We start from the raw sequence: 13416 nt of genomic DNA, 5'->3' as shown, positions 1-13416 counted from the left end.
CCGACGGCGGCCGCCGTCACCGGAGTTTCTACTCGGCGTCGTGATCCGTTTCGAGGATCTGCACCAGGCGGGCCAACGCGTCGTCTGCGCCGTCGCCCTCGGCCCGGAGGACCACCACGTCACCGTGGGAAGCGCCAAGGCTCATGAGGGACAGGATGCTGGCAGCGTCCATTGCCTCGTCGGCCGGCTCGCCTTCACGGGCGATGGTGATGTCCAGGTCGAACTCACCGGCGGCTTCGGCGAAGATGGCCGCGGGACGGGCGTGCAGGCCAACGCGGCTGGCGATGGTGGCGGTACGTTCGGTCATTTCTGCTCCTTGGAGATCATAAAAGGCATTGTCGGCCGGGAAGGCGGACCTGGAAATCAGGGGCCTGCTCAGACGGTTACGGGAACCTGTTCCACCGTATCAACGGACTTCTTGGTAGCCCAGCGCTTCAGGGCCAGGACCGAGAACGCGGTGACAACGGTGCCCACGGCGATGGCGAGGAGGAACATGAAGAAGTTGTCGATCGCGAAAAAGACGAACACGCCGCCGTGCGGTGCCTTGGAGCCAACGCCTGCCGCCATGGTGATGCCGCCAGTGATGGCGCCACCAAGCATGCTGGCGGGGATGACGCGGAGCGGATCGGCGGCGGCAAACGGGATGGCGCCTTCGGAGATGAAAGAGGCGCCCAGCAGCCAGGCTGCTTTACCGTTTTCGTGCTCGGTGGCGGTGAAGCGTTTTTTGTCCAGCGTGGTGGCCAGGGCCATGGCCAGCGGCGGCACCATGCCGGCCGCCATAACGGCTGCCATGATCTGCCACGGAGCCTGATTGGCGAGGGTGGCCGTTCCCAGGCCGGCTACCGCGAATGAGTAAGCGACCTTGTTGACCGGGCCGCCCAGGTCGAAGCACATCATGAGGCCCAGGATGACGCCCAGGACAACGGCTGAGGCGCCGGTCATGCCGGACAGCCAGCTGTTCAGGCCGGTGGTGATTGCAGCGATGGGTGCGCCGAGGACCAGGAACAGCAGGCCGGAGGCAACGATCGAGGCCAACAGCGGAATGATGACGACGGGCATCAGGCCGCGCAGCCAGCGGGGAACTTCCCAGGTGCCGATGACGTAGGCAATGTAGCCGGCCAGGAGGCCACCCACAATGCCGCCCAGGAACCCTGCGCCCGTGAAACCGGCCACGGCGCCGGCCACGAAGCCCGGTGCGATACCTGGCCTGTCGGCGATGCCGTAGGCAATGTAGCCTGCAAGCGCCGGGACGAGGAAGCCCATCGAGAGTGCGCCGATCTTGAAGAGCACCGCACCAAGGTAAGCACCCAGCGGGCCGACGGCGTTGTCCGGGTATTCGGTGGGCAGGTTGAAGAGGTTGTTCGTGGTCACGATGGTGTCCGCGAAGTCCGTGATCAGGTAACCGCCCAGCAGGAAGCCCAAGGCGATCAGCAGCCCGCCACCGGCAACGAACGGAATCATGTAGCTGACGCCGGTGAGCAGTGCCTTCTTCAGCTTCTGGCCGATATGCTCGCCGCCTGCCGTGGACGTGTCCTCGGTGGAGCCGCCCGAACCTGCGGCGACGCGGCGGGAATTGGGGTCTGCTGCTGCAGCGAGTGCTTCTTGGACCATCTTTCCGGGTTCGTCAATGCCACGCTTCACCGGGGCTGTGATGACGGGCTTGCCGGCAAAACGCTCCTTTCCGCGGACATCCACGTCCACGGCGAAGATCACGGCGTCGGCGGCGGCGATGACGGCCGGATCCAGCGGCTTGGCGCCGGAGGATCCCTGCGTTTCCACCTGGAGGTCAACACCCATCTCCTTGGCGGCGGCCACCAGGGAGTCGGCGGCCATGTAGGTGTGGGCAATGCCGGTGGGGCAGGCGGTCACGGCCACGATGCGCTTGGGCGCAGTACCCGGGGCACCGGCCGTGGCTGCACCCGCTGCGGCGGCAGGTGCCGCGTCGGCGGCGGAAGCGGCGGGCTTGTCTGCCAGGGCGCCGTCCACGAGGGCAACGATTTCCTCGTTGGAGGAAGCGTTGCGGAGGGCCGCCGTGAAGTCCTTTTTGATCAGGGACCGGGCCAGCTTGGACAGCAGCTTCAGGTGCGCCTGGTCTGCTCCGTCCGGGGCGGCGATGAAGAACACCAGGTCTGCGGGGCCGTCCTTGGCGCCGAAGTCCACTTTGGGGTCCAGCCGGGCCATGGCCAGGGTGGGTTCGGTTACGGCAGCGGACCGGCAGTGCGGGATGGCAATGCCGCCCGGAATGCCGGTGGCCGTCTTCTGTTCCCGGGCATAAGCGTCTGCGAAAAGACCCTCAACCTCCGTTGCGCGTCCGGTGGCAGCAACTTTGCTTGCCAGGTGCCGGATCACCGCCTCGGGCGTCGAGCCCAGGTTTTGGTCGAGGTCGACCAGTTCAGTTGTGATGAGCTGGGTCACTGTCAATCCTTTCGAAGGGCCGTGATGGTTACGGCATCCGGGGTTGTTTGCGAGACTGCCGGGACGGTGGACCCCGGCAGGGAGGCGGCGGCGGCACCGTGGGCCACCGCCTGGCGAAGGCAGTCGGCCGGGGCGGCGCCCTGGCCGTGGGCAAGCAGGTAGCCGGCCAGTGCGGAGTCGCCCGCACCCACCGTGCTCACTGCAGTGACCGGTGGATGCGTGGCCAGCCACGCGCCGTCGGCCGTTACCAGGACAGCTCCCTTGGAACCGAGAGTTGCCAGCACAGCTCCCACACCGGCACGGACGACGGCGGCTGCTGCTGTCGCGGCAGCCACCGGATCCGCTTCGAGTTGGTCAGCGGTGGCCGAGGCGAAGCCAGCTGCAGCAGCCAGTTCCGCGAGTTCCTCGGCATTGGGTTTGAGGAGGTCCGGTTTCCCGGAGCCAGGGGTGGTGCCATCGCCGTCGTCGGTGAGGACGGCCGCGAGGGGAGCGCCGGAAGAGTCCACGGCAATCCGGGGTGCGGTGCCGTTGGCGGCCGCACGAAGGCGCCGTGCCACGGTGGCGTAGAAGCCGGCGGGAAAGCCAGGGGGCAGTGAGCCTGCCAGGACCACCCAGCTGGCGTTGTGGGCGCTTTCCAGCAGGAGCTTGATCAGCGCTTCCTGCTGGTCCGCGTCCAGCTGCGGGCCGGGTTCGTTGATCTTGGTGGTCACTCCGCCCGGTTCCGTGAGGGCCACGTTGGTCCGCAGCGGTTCGCCGATGGGCAGGGAAGCGAACGGGACCGACTGCTCGCGCAGGCCCGCCAGGACCGGATCGCTGTCCGCGCCGGGGAGGACGGCCAGGGATTCCAGGCCGGACGCCACCAGGGCCCGCGAAACGTTGACGCCCTTGCCACCCGATTCCTGGCTGACGGAAACGGCGCGCTGGACTTCACCGCGCTCCAGGGGGCCGGGAAGGGCAACGGTGCGGTCCAGGCTGGGGTTGGCCGTGAAAGTGACGATCATACGACCACCACGTCCACGCCGGATTCTTCCAAAGCGGCCGCGAGTTCGGGGCCGGGTTCGCTGTCTGTAATCAAGGTGTCCAGATCTTTCAGGTCGGCGAACTGGACCAGGGTCTCTGTGTCCAGTTTGGAGGAGTCGGCCAACACCACGATGCGGCGTGCCGAGTGGACGAAAGCAGCCTTGACGGCGGCTTCCTCAGGATCGGGGGTGCTGAGGCCGAAGGTTGCATGGATGCCGTTGGTCCCGAGGAACGCGATGTCGGGGCGCATCCGCGAAGCTGCCTCCACCGTTGCCTGCCCCACGGCAACCTGGGTGAGCCCACGGACGCGTCCGCCCAGGATCTGCAGCGCAATTCCGGCGGTGTTGGACAGCTTCCCGGCGATGGGAACGGCGTGCGTGATGGCCACCAGTTCGGCGTGGGGGCCAGGGGAATCCAAACGGTCGACGGCGGTGCGGCGCGACAACATTTCGGCGAGGACTTCGGTGGTGGTGCCGCCGTCGATCAGGACGCTGCCCTGCGCGTTACGGGGGATCAGTGCGAGCGCGGCTTCGGCGATCCGGTGCTTCTGGTCCGGGCGTTGGATGGCGCGCTCGTTGATGCTTTCTTCGGTGGTGCTGAAACGGTCGGCCGCTACCGCCCCGCCGTGGACCCGGCGGAGTGTGCCCGCTGTTTCCAAGGTGGCGAGATCGCGGCGGACGGTTTCGGTGGTGATACGGAAGCGCTCAGCCAGGAGGGTCACGCTGACCCGACCGTTGCCGGTCACAAGCTCGGCAATCTTCTGCTGGCGCTCCTCGGCGAACACGTACCCTCCGTTGCGTAAAGTCCTGAAATCACTGCTGGCTGTGTGCCGGCCGGGGCAGTGCATCCGGCGTGACTGGCATCACATGATGTTGAGTTACTTGACTTTATCTTTGATCATGTTGGTTTGTCAATGGAAACCAACATGAAACAAAGGCTGAAGCAGTGTGTGGCCGGATTTGGGTCTCCGGGCTGATGAGGCGGCGCCCACGCGCCGGGGGTGGCGGGCATAAAAAAGCCGGGCCTGACCAACGTGGTCGGGCATAAAAAAGCCGGGCCTGACCAACGTGGTCGGGCCCGGCTTTTCCGGATTCATTGCGGGGGGTGCTGCCCGCCTGCTGGCGCGCTGCCTGTCAGATGCCGCCGTCGCGGCTTTCGTTCCGGGTGATGCGCTCGCCGGTGTTGGGGTCCACCACGGAGCGCGTTTCGCTGACCCGCCGCGTGCGCCCCGGCGAGGCGAGGATGAGGGATGCGATCAGGCCCACAACACCTGCGGCGATCAGGATGTACCCAATCATGGCCTGGTCCACAAAGGGGATCAGGCCGGGGGCAATCGCCCAGGCAAGAATGGCGCCGAGTGCGATGAGGAAGATTGACGAGCCAATTCTCATAATTGCTCCTTAGAAGCCGATTGGTGCGGATGCGCTACTACTAAGCATGCTGTCCGTCCAGCGCCACGCTACCGCGCAATCGGGCGGTATTCAATGAATTCGGGAGCCGTCTTCCTATGGCGCCTGACTGGTGCAGGAGTTACCCCTGGTGCCGATGGTGTAGTGCGGAGGATCGCGGCGTCTCTTGCCCGGGGCCGGGGGCGGCGCCGGCGGCGGCCCAGGCCCTGGCACCTGTCCTGACCTGTCCTGCCGTGGCACCTGCCCTGCCTTCGCCTCGCTAGGCTGGTGCGATGGAAACTGTGGTGTGGTCCAAACCGGAGGATCAGCGCGCCGGCACCCCCTTGCTGGTGATGATGCATGGCTATGGCACCGATGAGTCCCGCATGGTGCGGCTCTTCGAATTCCTGCCCCCGGAGTTCACCTTCGCTGCGGTCCGGGCGCCCATGGACATTGGTGACCACTATGGCTGGTTCCTGCTGGACTACTTCCTGGCCAACGACTTCGCCGACGTGGTGCGGGTGACCAACTCCGTCCATGACTGGATCAACTCAGTCAGGAGTCAGCATTCAAGCGTGAGCCTGCTGGGCTATTCGCAGGGCATGGCCATGGCCAGCACACTGCTGCGCCTGCATCCGGCGTCCTACTCGGCGGTGGTGGGCCTCTCCGGTTTTGTGCTGAACAACGAACTCCTGACGCTGACGGACTCCTTCGAGACCAAGCCGCCGTTCTTTTGGGGACGGGACAAGGCGGACCTGGTGATCAACGAGGATGCCACTGCCTATACCGGGGAATGGCTGGACGAGCACACCTTGTTGACCGCGAGGACTTACCCCGGGATGGGGCACGCCATGTCCAAGACGGAGATGTCCGATGTTGGCGCGTTCCTGCGTCACTATGTGCTGCGCTGAGGAGGTAACTGCGCACCCGCACCCTGAGAAATCCGTCACAGCACAACCCGAGCGGAAAAACAGTTGCCAGCCTAATTTGTAAGCGCTTACACTCGATTTTGGCCGTCATCGCGGCCTGACGAGGACGGACGGTGGCTTCGGGGCCAGCCGAAGCGCACGGCGACCCCAACCCGGGTGGCTGACCCAAATCGATGCAACCGACATCCGCGGGTTCCGGTTTGTCCCACAGCACCAACGCGCCCATGATTGAAGAAACGCAATAATCTGCAAGGCCGTGGCCCACCGCAGTGCCGCCCGCCGGAACTTCCCGTCGCCCCTGCACATCAGGCATGGGCAGGCGGTGACCCGTTTCACGCGACCGTCTTCCCGGCTCCCCGCCGCCTGAAAGGAAAATGCACTGCTGATGACTGACACCTCTGCACCTGACGTACCTGTTTCGACTGCCGGGGCTGCCGCCACGGGAACCACTGACTGGACCGGCGCTGCCGCAATCCTCTTCGACCTGGACGGTGTCCTGACGCCGACGGCTGAGGTCCACGAAAGAGCCTGGCAGGAGTTGTTCGAAGCATTCCTCAGCGCGCACCCGCAGGCGCCGGAGTACACGGAAAGCGACTACTTCGACCATATTGACGGTAAACCGAGGTTCGACGGCGTCCGCGACTTCCTGTCCTCGCGCGGAATCACCCTGCCCGAGGGCCCGCTGGACGATGACCCCGCCAACAGCACGGTCCAGGGGCTGGGCAACAGGAAAAACCGCATCTTTAACGACATCGTGAGCGCAGGGGTTGAACCCTTCGAGGGCTCTGTCCGTTTCCTCGAAGCCGTGCTGGAGCGGGGACTCAAGGTCGCCGTCGTCTCCTCCTCCCGGAATGCCCCCTCGGTCCTGGCGGCTGCGGGCCTCAGCGGAAACTTCTCCATTGTTGTTGATGGTGTGGTGGCAGCCCGGGAGGGCCTGCCCGGTAAACCCAGCCCGGCCACGTACGAGTACGCCGCCAGGCTGCTGGAGTTGCCCAGCGAGGACTGCGTAGTGGTGGAGGATGCTGTTTCCGGCGTCCAGGCAGGCCATTCCGGGTCCTTCCACTCCGTCATCGGCGTGGATAGGGGAGCCGGGCGGCAAACCCTTCTCGCTGCCGGCGCCACCCTGGTGGTCAATGACCTCAAGGAACTCTTGCCCTAGGCCTGTTCGGCCCGCCCGGTGTACCGCTGCAACCCCCAGCAGCAGCACATCCGCCTGCAGTACCGGCGCTTCGAGCGCCAGCACCACGCCTTAACATCAGCACGCCTTGGCCGGCTCCCCACCGGCTGCCCAGCAAAACGCCAAAGGACCCCAACAGCATGGCTTTCATCACCGCGGACCGCGAACGGTTCCCCAACACCCCCTGGCAGCTCGTGGAAACGCGCCATGAGCAAGGCAGCGCGGGCACCCTGGAAACCCTGTTTGCGCTGGGCAACGGGCACCTGGGGATCCGCGGCGCGCACTGGGCTCCAGCCGATGCAGACCTTCCCGGCAGCTTCATCAACGGCCTGCACGAGATCTGGGACATCAAGCACGCGGAGAACGCCTTCGGCTTCGCCCGGACGGGCCAGCGCATCGTCTACATCCCGGACGCCAACAACTTCACCGTGGTGATCGACGGCGAGGCCCTGAGCCTGGCCGAATCCGAGGTGCTGGAGTACCGGCGGTCCGTCGACTTCGCCACGGGTGCCTACGAGTGCCGGATCCGGTGGCAGTGCCGCTCCGGAGCGACCGTCACCACCACCGAGCGCCGGGCCGTTGGCTTCCGCAGCCGCGGCAGCCTGGGCATTTCGCTGGAGGTTGCCGCGGACCGGCAAGTCTCCCTGGACGTGACCTCCACCGTGAGCAACCGGCAGGACCAACCGGTGGAGGACCACTCCAACCACGACCCCCGCCGCGCAGGCCGGCACGCCGGGCGCGTGCTGCTGCCGCTGCGCCTCGACGGCGGCGACGGTTCGCTCCGGCTGTCATGGGAAGCTGCCGAATCGAAGCAGCGTGTGGGCCTGGCCGTGGACCACTGGACCTCGCCGGGCCACCAGCCGTTCGACACCCTGGTGGACCAGGATGAGAGCAGCGTCCGGTACGTGCTGGCAGCCAGCGCCGACGAGCCTTTCCGGCTGGAAAAGAGCGTCAGCTACGCCGCCGGCCCCGCGGTGCAGGACGACGCCGTGGACGCCGCCGAGGTGGCCGAAGCCGGACTGCGGCCCGTCCAGGACATCTTCGAGGAAAGCGAAGCCCACTACAAGGACTACTGGGCCACCTCCGACATCGTGGTGACGGGCCAGCCTGAACTCCAGCAGGCCATCCGCTGGAACCTGTTCCAACTGGCGCAGGCAACGGCCCGCGCGGATGTTGCAGGCGTGCCTGCAAAGGGCGTGACCGGGTCCGGTTACGAGGGGCATTACTTCTGGGACCAGGAGGTCTACATCCTGCCCTACCTGACGTACACCAACCCGGACGGTGCCCGCCAGGTGCTGGAATACCGGCACGGGATCCTGCCGGATGCCAAGATCCGCGCCAAGGAACTGAGCGTTGACGGCGCACTGTTCCCGTGGCGCACCATCAACGGGCTTGAGGCCAGTGCCTATTACGCCGCCGGTACCGCGCAGTTCCATATCGCAGCGGCCATCGCGTTCGCAACCAACCGGTACCTCTGGGCTACCGGGGACACCAGTTTCCGTGAAGGCATGGGCGCAGAGCTGCTCATCGAAACCGCGCGGATGTGGATCTCTCTGGGCTTCTTCGCCAAGGACGGGCTCTTCCACATCCATGGCGTCACCGGCCCGGACGAGTACACGGCAGTGGTCAACGACAACCTGTACACCAACGTCATGGCCCGCTTTAACCTCCGGGCCGCCGCTGCCCTGGAGCACTCGGGCATCACCCAGGAGGAACGGCAGCTGTGGCAAGCGGCCGCAAACCTGATGCACCTGCCCTTTGACGAACGGATGCAGGTCCACTCCCAGGACAACGACTTCATGACCCTCGAGCCGTGGGACTGGACCACGCCCCGCTCCAAGTACCCGCTGCTGCTGCACTTCCACCCGTTGGTCATCTACCGCCACCAGGTCCTCAAGCAGGCGGACACCGTCCTGGCGATGTTCCTCCAGTGGCAGGACTTCAGTGCGGAAGAAAAGCAGCGCGCCTTCGACTTCTACGACCCGATCACCACCGGCGACTCCACCCTGTCCGCCTGTGTGCAGGGCATCATGGCCGCTGAGGTGGGCTATGCCGGGGAATCACTCAAGCACTTCACGGATGCCGCCTTCATCGACCTGGACGACACGCACGGCAACACGATCGACGGCGTCCATATTGCCTCGACGGGCGGCGTGTGGAGCTCACTGGTCTGCGGTTTCGCCGGCCTGCGGGATCAGGGGCCGCTGCCGTTCTTCGATCCCCGGCTGCCGGCCGAATGGGAAGGGCTGTCCTTCCACCTGCGCATCAGCGGCAGGCTGCTCCGGGTTGAACTGACCCAGGGCGCCATCACCCTGACGGTCAGTGACGGCGACCCGCTGGACGTGGACGTCCGGGGCAGTAAGGTCACCGTGGGCAGCGACCCGGTCCGGGTGGAGCTGGCAGACATTCCGGAGCCGGAGCCCACAGTCTTCCCCACGGGACTTCCGACGGCGGGCATTCCGTTGGTGCGCGGCCGCAACTAAGCGCCGAGGCAGCAGGACGAAGGGGACTGGCGCGGCGGGCGCGCCGCCGCGTCAGTCTCCTGCCGGCGTCGTGCTTTCCATTGCAGGTTCGGTGTCCAGGGGGTGCGCCAACTCGTCGTCCGGCATCCGGGCAACAACCATGGCCACCACGGCCATGATGGGGCAGACGCCGCCGGCCACCGCGAAGATCAGCCAGATGGGCAGGACCTCCGCGGCGGGACCGGCCAGGGCCATGGACACCGGCATCAGGGCCAATGACACAAAGAAGTCCAGGCTGGAAATGCGGCCCAGCAGGTGACGGGGGACGCGCCGTTGCAGCAGCGTTCCCCAAATGACCATGCCCACGCTGCCGGTGGCGCCGAACACAAACAGGGCCGCGGCGATCGCCCAGAAGCTGTCCATGAATCCGACGGCGGCCAGCGGCAGGCTGCCCGCGCCCCACGAGACCATCATCACCGTCAGGTAGTGGCGCGGCAGCCTGAACGAGGCGGTCAGCAGCGAGCCCAGCGCGGCCCCCACGCCCATCACGGCGAGGAGGAAGCCGAACATGCTGGAATCCCCGGCGAGCTGGTCGCGGACCACGAAGGGCAGCAGGACCTCGATGGGCCCGATCAGGAACAGCACCGAGATGCAGGCCCACAGCAGCGTCCAGAGGAGCCACGGGGTCCGGACCGTGTAGCTCACGCCTTCGCGGAGGTCCTGCAGCAGCGTGTTTTTCCGGAGGGCGCCGTGGTCCTGGCCGGGATCCGCTGTTGCCAGCGCGGTGCGGCTGAGGAAATTCAGGACGGCAAATGCGAGCAAATGGCAGACGGCCACCGCAGCGACGGCGTGCGACGGCGACAGCGCCGCCACCACGATGCCTGCCACAGCTGGCCCGGCCGCCTGCTGGAGGACAGGACGCATGGAGCCCTCCATGCCGTTGGCGGCCAGCAGGTCTTCCGCCGGCAGGATGCGCGGGAGGATGGCCGAGTAGGCGGGGAAGAAGAAGGCGGCGCCCATACCGAGCACAAACGCACCGATGGCCAGGTGCCAGATCTGGAGCAATCCGGTCATCGCCAGAGCGGTGATCGTGGCGATGACGGCCAGGTTGGCGCCCTCCACGGCAATGATCAGCCGGCGCTGCGGGAACCGGTCAGCGGCGATGCCGCCAGCCAGGACAAACGCCACCAGGCCCACGCTGCCGGCGGCTGCGACGAGGGACAGGTCCAGGGGGCCACCGCCAAGGTGGATGACCTGGTAGACCATGCCCACGGCCCACATTCCCGAGCCAAAAATCGAAATGGCCAGGGCTGCAATCAGGACCCGGTACTCGCGATGGGCAAACGGTCGCAGGGCTTTGGGGGCGGGCATATCCCCAATACTAGGTCCGGCATCCGGTTTCCGGGGTGGGCACCAAGTACCCGGTTGTGGGCTTGAACGGGGGCGGCGGCTGGGTGGTTCAACCCCAAGCAGCCTTAGTATTGGGGAAGGCCGCATCCGCCGCGGCGAGACTAACAGAGGTGACCATGGCCAAGCGCAGCAATCCCGCAGTCCGAATCGCACAGGAGACGGCCCACAACGCCGTGTTCGATGCCGACGGCAAGCCCAAGCCGGGCGTCCACAACATGCTCCTGAAGGCAGTGGAGATCCAGCGGCCGCTGGTGCTCGCCTACATCCGACGGCTGCAGAAAAAGCATCCCAAAGCCACCGCGGCCCAGCTCGCAGCCATCCTGGAACGGGACTACATCCGGGCGGTAACCGGCGGAGGGGCAGTGGTGGGCGCAACTGCCGTCGTCCCCGGGGTGGGAACCATTGCGTCGCTGGGCCTGTCCGCCGCGGCAACCGTTGGCTTCCTGGAGGCAACGGCGCTGTACGCGACGTCGCTGGCCGAACTGCACGGCATCCGCCTGACCAACCCCGAGAAGGCCAGCACCATGGTGATGGCCATCATGCTGGGCGAGGAGGGCACGTCGTTGCTGAGCACGCTCAGCAGCCAAGCAGCAGGCGGTGCCGGCATCAACACCACCAAGACACTGGGCAGCGTTTTTTCCAAGGCCATGCCGATCTCCGGTTTTGGCGCCGTGCGGAACAAGATCCAGAAAGCCTTCCTCAAGAATCTCCTGAAGCGCCAGGGAACGGCGCTGTTGGGGCGGGCCCTGCCGTTCGGAATCGGCGCGGTGGTGGGTGGAGCCGGTAACCTCATGATGGGACGCGCGGTGGTTTCGAACGCCAAGGAGGCGTTCGGACCGATGCCGGACACCATCCCCGGTGAGCTCACGCTGAACGCTGCAGCTCCCGACAATCACACGCTGGAAGGCAACACACTTGGATCTCAACGCTGACCTAGGCGAATCATTCGGCTCCTGGAAGATGGGAGACGACGCTTCGATGTTCCAGCTGGTTACCAGCGCGAATGTGGCCTGCGGGTTCCACGCCGGGGATCCCATCACCATGCTGGACAGTTGCCGCGCCGCCTATGAACTGGATGTGACAGTCGGTGCACACGTGGGGTACCGGGACCTTGCAGGCTTTGGCCGGCGCGCACTGGACGTCAGCTTCGATGAGTTGTTCGGCGACGTGCTGTACCAGCTTGGCGCGCTCGACGGTGTTGCGCACGCCGTTGGTGCCTCCGTGGACTACGTCAAGCCGCACGGCGCCCTGTACAACCGGCTCGTCAACGATGCGGAGCAGGCGTCAGCCGTTGTGGCCGCAGTCAATGCCTACGATCCCGGCCTTCCCATCCTGGGCCTCCCCGGCTCGGAGCTGCTCAAACAGGCCAAGGAAGCGGGCCACCCGGTTTACGTCGAGGCCTTTGTGGACCGCGCCTACCGGGGCGACGGGACGCTGGTTCCGCGGTCGCAGGAAGGCGCGGTGCTGCACGACGTCGACGCAATCGTTGAGCGCGCCGTCCGGCTGGCCACCAAGGGTGAAGTTGTTGCCGTGGACGGGACGGTCGTCAAAGTCCGGCCCGACTCGCTGTGCATCCACGGCGACACCCCCGGTGCCGTCGAAATGGCATCCGGCGTGCGGGCCGGCCTTGAGGCTGCCGGCGTGGAGCTGGAGGCGTTCGCCTAGGCCGTCAGGTTCCGGTCGAATCGGCTCCGGCTGCCATGTCTCGAATTCTGATTACCGGAATGTCCGGGGCGGGAAAGACAACTGTGCTGCGCGAGTTGTCCCGGCGGGGCTACAGAACCATCGACACGGATTACGACGGCTGGGTCCTTCCCGACGGGACGTGGGACGAGACCCGGATGTCCGCATTGCTCGAGACGCATATGCCGCTGTTTGTTTCGGGGACTGTTGAGAACCAAGGCGCCTTCTACGATCGGTTTTCCGCTGTTGTCCTGCTGAGTGCACCGGCGGAGATCCTCATCGAGCGGGTCTCTTTGCGGGCCAACAACTCCTATGGACGATCCACAGCCGACCAAGCAGAGATTCTTCAGTTCATTCTTGACGTCGAGCCTTTGCTTCGGGGTGGCGCCACCTTAGAACTCGACGGCCGTCGGCCGGTCTCTGAACTTGCGGATGAACTCGAGCGCCTCATCAGGGTGTCCCCCTGAAGCCCGGCTCGGATGCCATCAGCTGTGCTGCTGAAGTTTTGGCCGGCGTCGCCCCGCTGTGCCCGGGCGGCCTGCGAGCTGAACCGGACGGCAGTAGATCTTGATCGGCGCCGTGTCAGGCATCGGCGCGGGGATTCACCCGGCGGGTCCAGAATTCCATTCCCGACGTCCCCGGTCCGCATTTCCTAGGTAGTCAAGCCGTGAAGGTACTTCTCCAGGAATGAATCCGCGAGGGAGAAACTTCGGCGGTGCTGGGTTTCACGGAGCTTGTGCCGTTTGAGTCTTCTCCGTGCACTGGCGCCTGACTGGTCTCGGCATGGTCGTGTACTGGCGCCCGGCGCTGGACCGGGCTCGAGGCGTTCACGCTGTCCGTGTTGTGATTGCCGGTGCTCGTGGTTGTGTTCAGGGCGCCGGGGTTGGACCTCGTGTTCGGGCTCTTGTTGCTGGAGTTCTTGGTGTTGGGTT

Annotated in this window: 12 protein-coding genes; 6 read left to right on the top strand and 6 right to left on the bottom strand. The window is 65.9% G+C overall.

Annotation, left to right across the window (positions count from 1 at the left end):
- Nucleotides 1-28 precede the first annotated feature (28 nt).
- The 5 genes from ASF72_RS18690 to ASF72_RS18670 all read right to left on the bottom strand — a co-directional run bounded on the left by ASF72_RS18690 (nt 29) and on the right by ASF72_RS18670 (nt 4826).
- Complete coding sequence (locus ASF72_RS18690) at nt 29-307, bottom strand: HPr family phosphocarrier protein (protein ID WP_050685560.1); 279 nt, start codon at nt 305-307, stop codon at nt 29-31.
- Between the two features lie 68 nt (nt 308-375).
- Nucleotides 376-2415 carry a PTS fructose transporter subunit IIABC gene (locus tag ASF72_RS18685; protein WP_050685561.1) on the bottom strand — a complete coding sequence of 680 codons (2040 nt, stop codon included), beginning with the start codon at nt 2413-2415 and terminating at the stop codon, nt 376-378.
- A gap of 2 nt (nt 2416-2417) precedes the next feature.
- On the bottom strand, nt 2418-3416 hold the full coding sequence (locus tag ASF72_RS18680; RefSeq protein ID WP_050685562.1) for a 1-phosphofructokinase family hexose kinase: 999 nt from the start codon (nt 3414-3416) through the stop codon (nt 2418-2420).
- Nucleotides 3413-4219, bottom strand: a complete 807-nt coding sequence (locus tag ASF72_RS18675) for a DeoR/GlpR family DNA-binding transcription regulator (protein WP_050685563.1) — start codon at nt 4217-4219, stop codon at nt 3413-3415. The genes ASF72_RS18680 and ASF72_RS18675 overlap by 4 nt, the downstream gene beginning before the upstream one ends.
- 349 nt (nt 4220-4568) lie before the next feature.
- Nucleotides 4569-4826 (bottom strand): DUF6458 family protein, encoded by a 258-nt coding sequence (locus ASF72_RS18670; RefSeq protein WP_050685564.1) that lies wholly within the window; start codon nt 4824-4826, stop codon nt 4569-4571.
- Between the two features lie 290 nt (nt 4827-5116).
- Here ASF72_RS18670 and ASF72_RS18665 point away from each other — a divergent pair, with 290 nt between their 5' ends.
- The 3 genes from ASF72_RS18665 to ASF72_RS18655 all read left to right on the top strand — a co-directional run bounded on the left by ASF72_RS18665 (nt 5117) and on the right by ASF72_RS18655 (nt 9412).
- The gene (locus tag ASF72_RS18665; protein WP_056601376.1) at nt 5117-5734 is read left to right on the top strand and encodes an alpha/beta hydrolase; all 618 of its coding nucleotides are present in this window, start codon (nt 5117-5119) and stop codon (nt 5732-5734) included.
- Nucleotides 5735-6137: 403 nt separating this feature from the next.
- Nucleotides 6138-6911, top strand: coding sequence for an HAD family hydrolase (locus ASF72_RS18660; protein WP_056601373.1), 774 nt, complete (start codon nt 6138-6140; stop codon nt 6909-6911).
- Between the two features lie 158 nt (nt 6912-7069).
- Complete coding sequence (locus ASF72_RS18655; RefSeq protein WP_056601370.1) at nt 7070-9412, top strand: glycoside hydrolase family 65 protein; 2343 nt, start codon at nt 7070-7072, stop codon at nt 9410-9412.
- A 51-nt stretch (nt 9413-9463) separates the two neighbouring features.
- Here ASF72_RS18655 and ASF72_RS18650 read toward each other — a convergent pair whose 3' ends face one another.
- Nucleotides 9464-10762, bottom strand: a complete 1299-nt coding sequence (locus ASF72_RS18650; protein WP_056601366.1) for an MFS transporter — start codon at nt 10760-10762, stop codon at nt 9464-9466.
- A gap of 155 nt (nt 10763-10917) precedes the next feature.
- Between ASF72_RS18650 and ASF72_RS18645 the strand changes: the two genes are divergently transcribed.
- From ASF72_RS18645 to ASF72_RS18635, 3 genes are read left to right on the top strand one after another with little or no spacing between them, the layout of a single operon-like run.
- Nucleotides 10918-11733 (top strand): hypothetical protein, encoded by an 816-nt coding sequence (locus tag ASF72_RS18645; protein ID WP_056601363.1) that lies wholly within the window; start codon nt 10918-10920, stop codon nt 11731-11733.
- Nucleotides 11717-12466 carry a LamB/YcsF family protein gene (locus ASF72_RS18640; RefSeq protein ID WP_056601360.1) on the top strand — a complete coding sequence of 250 codons (750 nt, stop codon included), beginning with the start codon at nt 11717-11719 and terminating at the stop codon, nt 12464-12466. The genes ASF72_RS18645 and ASF72_RS18640 overlap by 17 nt, the downstream gene beginning before the upstream one ends.
- 35 nt (nt 12467-12501) lie before the next feature.
- Entirely contained in the window at nt 12502-12951 is a 450-nt protein-coding gene (locus ASF72_RS18635) for an AAA family ATPase (RefSeq protein ID WP_056601357.1), read from the top strand.
- Nucleotides 12952-13416 lie beyond the last annotated feature (465 nt).

Origin of the sequence: Arthrobacter sp. Leaf141, from assembly GCF_001424565.1 — a bacterium.
Taxonomy (GTDB): domain Bacteria; phylum Actinomycetota; class Actinomycetes; order Actinomycetales; family Micrococcaceae; genus Arthrobacter.
This window is presented reverse-complemented; position numbering and strand designations above follow the sequence as displayed.

Coding starts and splice junctions, on each gene's coding strand:
- ASF72_RS18690 (WP_050685560.1), bottom strand. CDS start 307: ATGACCGAACGTACCGCCACCATCGCCAGCCGCGTTGGCCTGCACGCC.
- ASF72_RS18680 (WP_050685562.1), bottom strand. CDS start 3,416: ATGATCGTCACTTTCACGGCCAACCCCAGCCTGGACCGCACCGTTGCC.
- ASF72_RS18670 (WP_050685564.1), bottom strand. CDS start 4,826: ATGAGAATTGGCTCGTCAATCTTCCTCATCGCACTCGGCGCCATTCTT.
- ASF72_RS18665 (WP_056601376.1), top strand. CDS start 5,117: ATGGAAACTGTGGTGTGGTCCAAACCGGAGGATCAGCGCGCCGGCACC.
- ASF72_RS18660 (WP_056601373.1), top strand. CDS start 6,138: ATGACTGACACCTCTGCACCTGACGTACCTGTTTCGACTGCCGGGGCT.
- ASF72_RS18655 (WP_056601370.1), top strand. CDS start 7,070: ATGGCTTTCATCACCGCGGACCGCGAACGGTTCCCCAACACCCCCTGG.
- ASF72_RS18650 (WP_056601366.1), bottom strand. CDS start 10,762: ATGCCCGCCCCCAAAGCCCTGCGACCGTTTGCCCATCGCGAGTACCGG.
- ASF72_RS18645 (WP_056601363.1), top strand. CDS start 10,918: ATGGCCAAGCGCAGCAATCCCGCAGTCCGAATCGCACAGGAGACGGCC.
- ASF72_RS18635 (WP_056601357.1), top strand. CDS start 12,502: ATGTCTCGAATTCTGATTACCGGAATGTCCGGGGCGGGAAAGACAACT.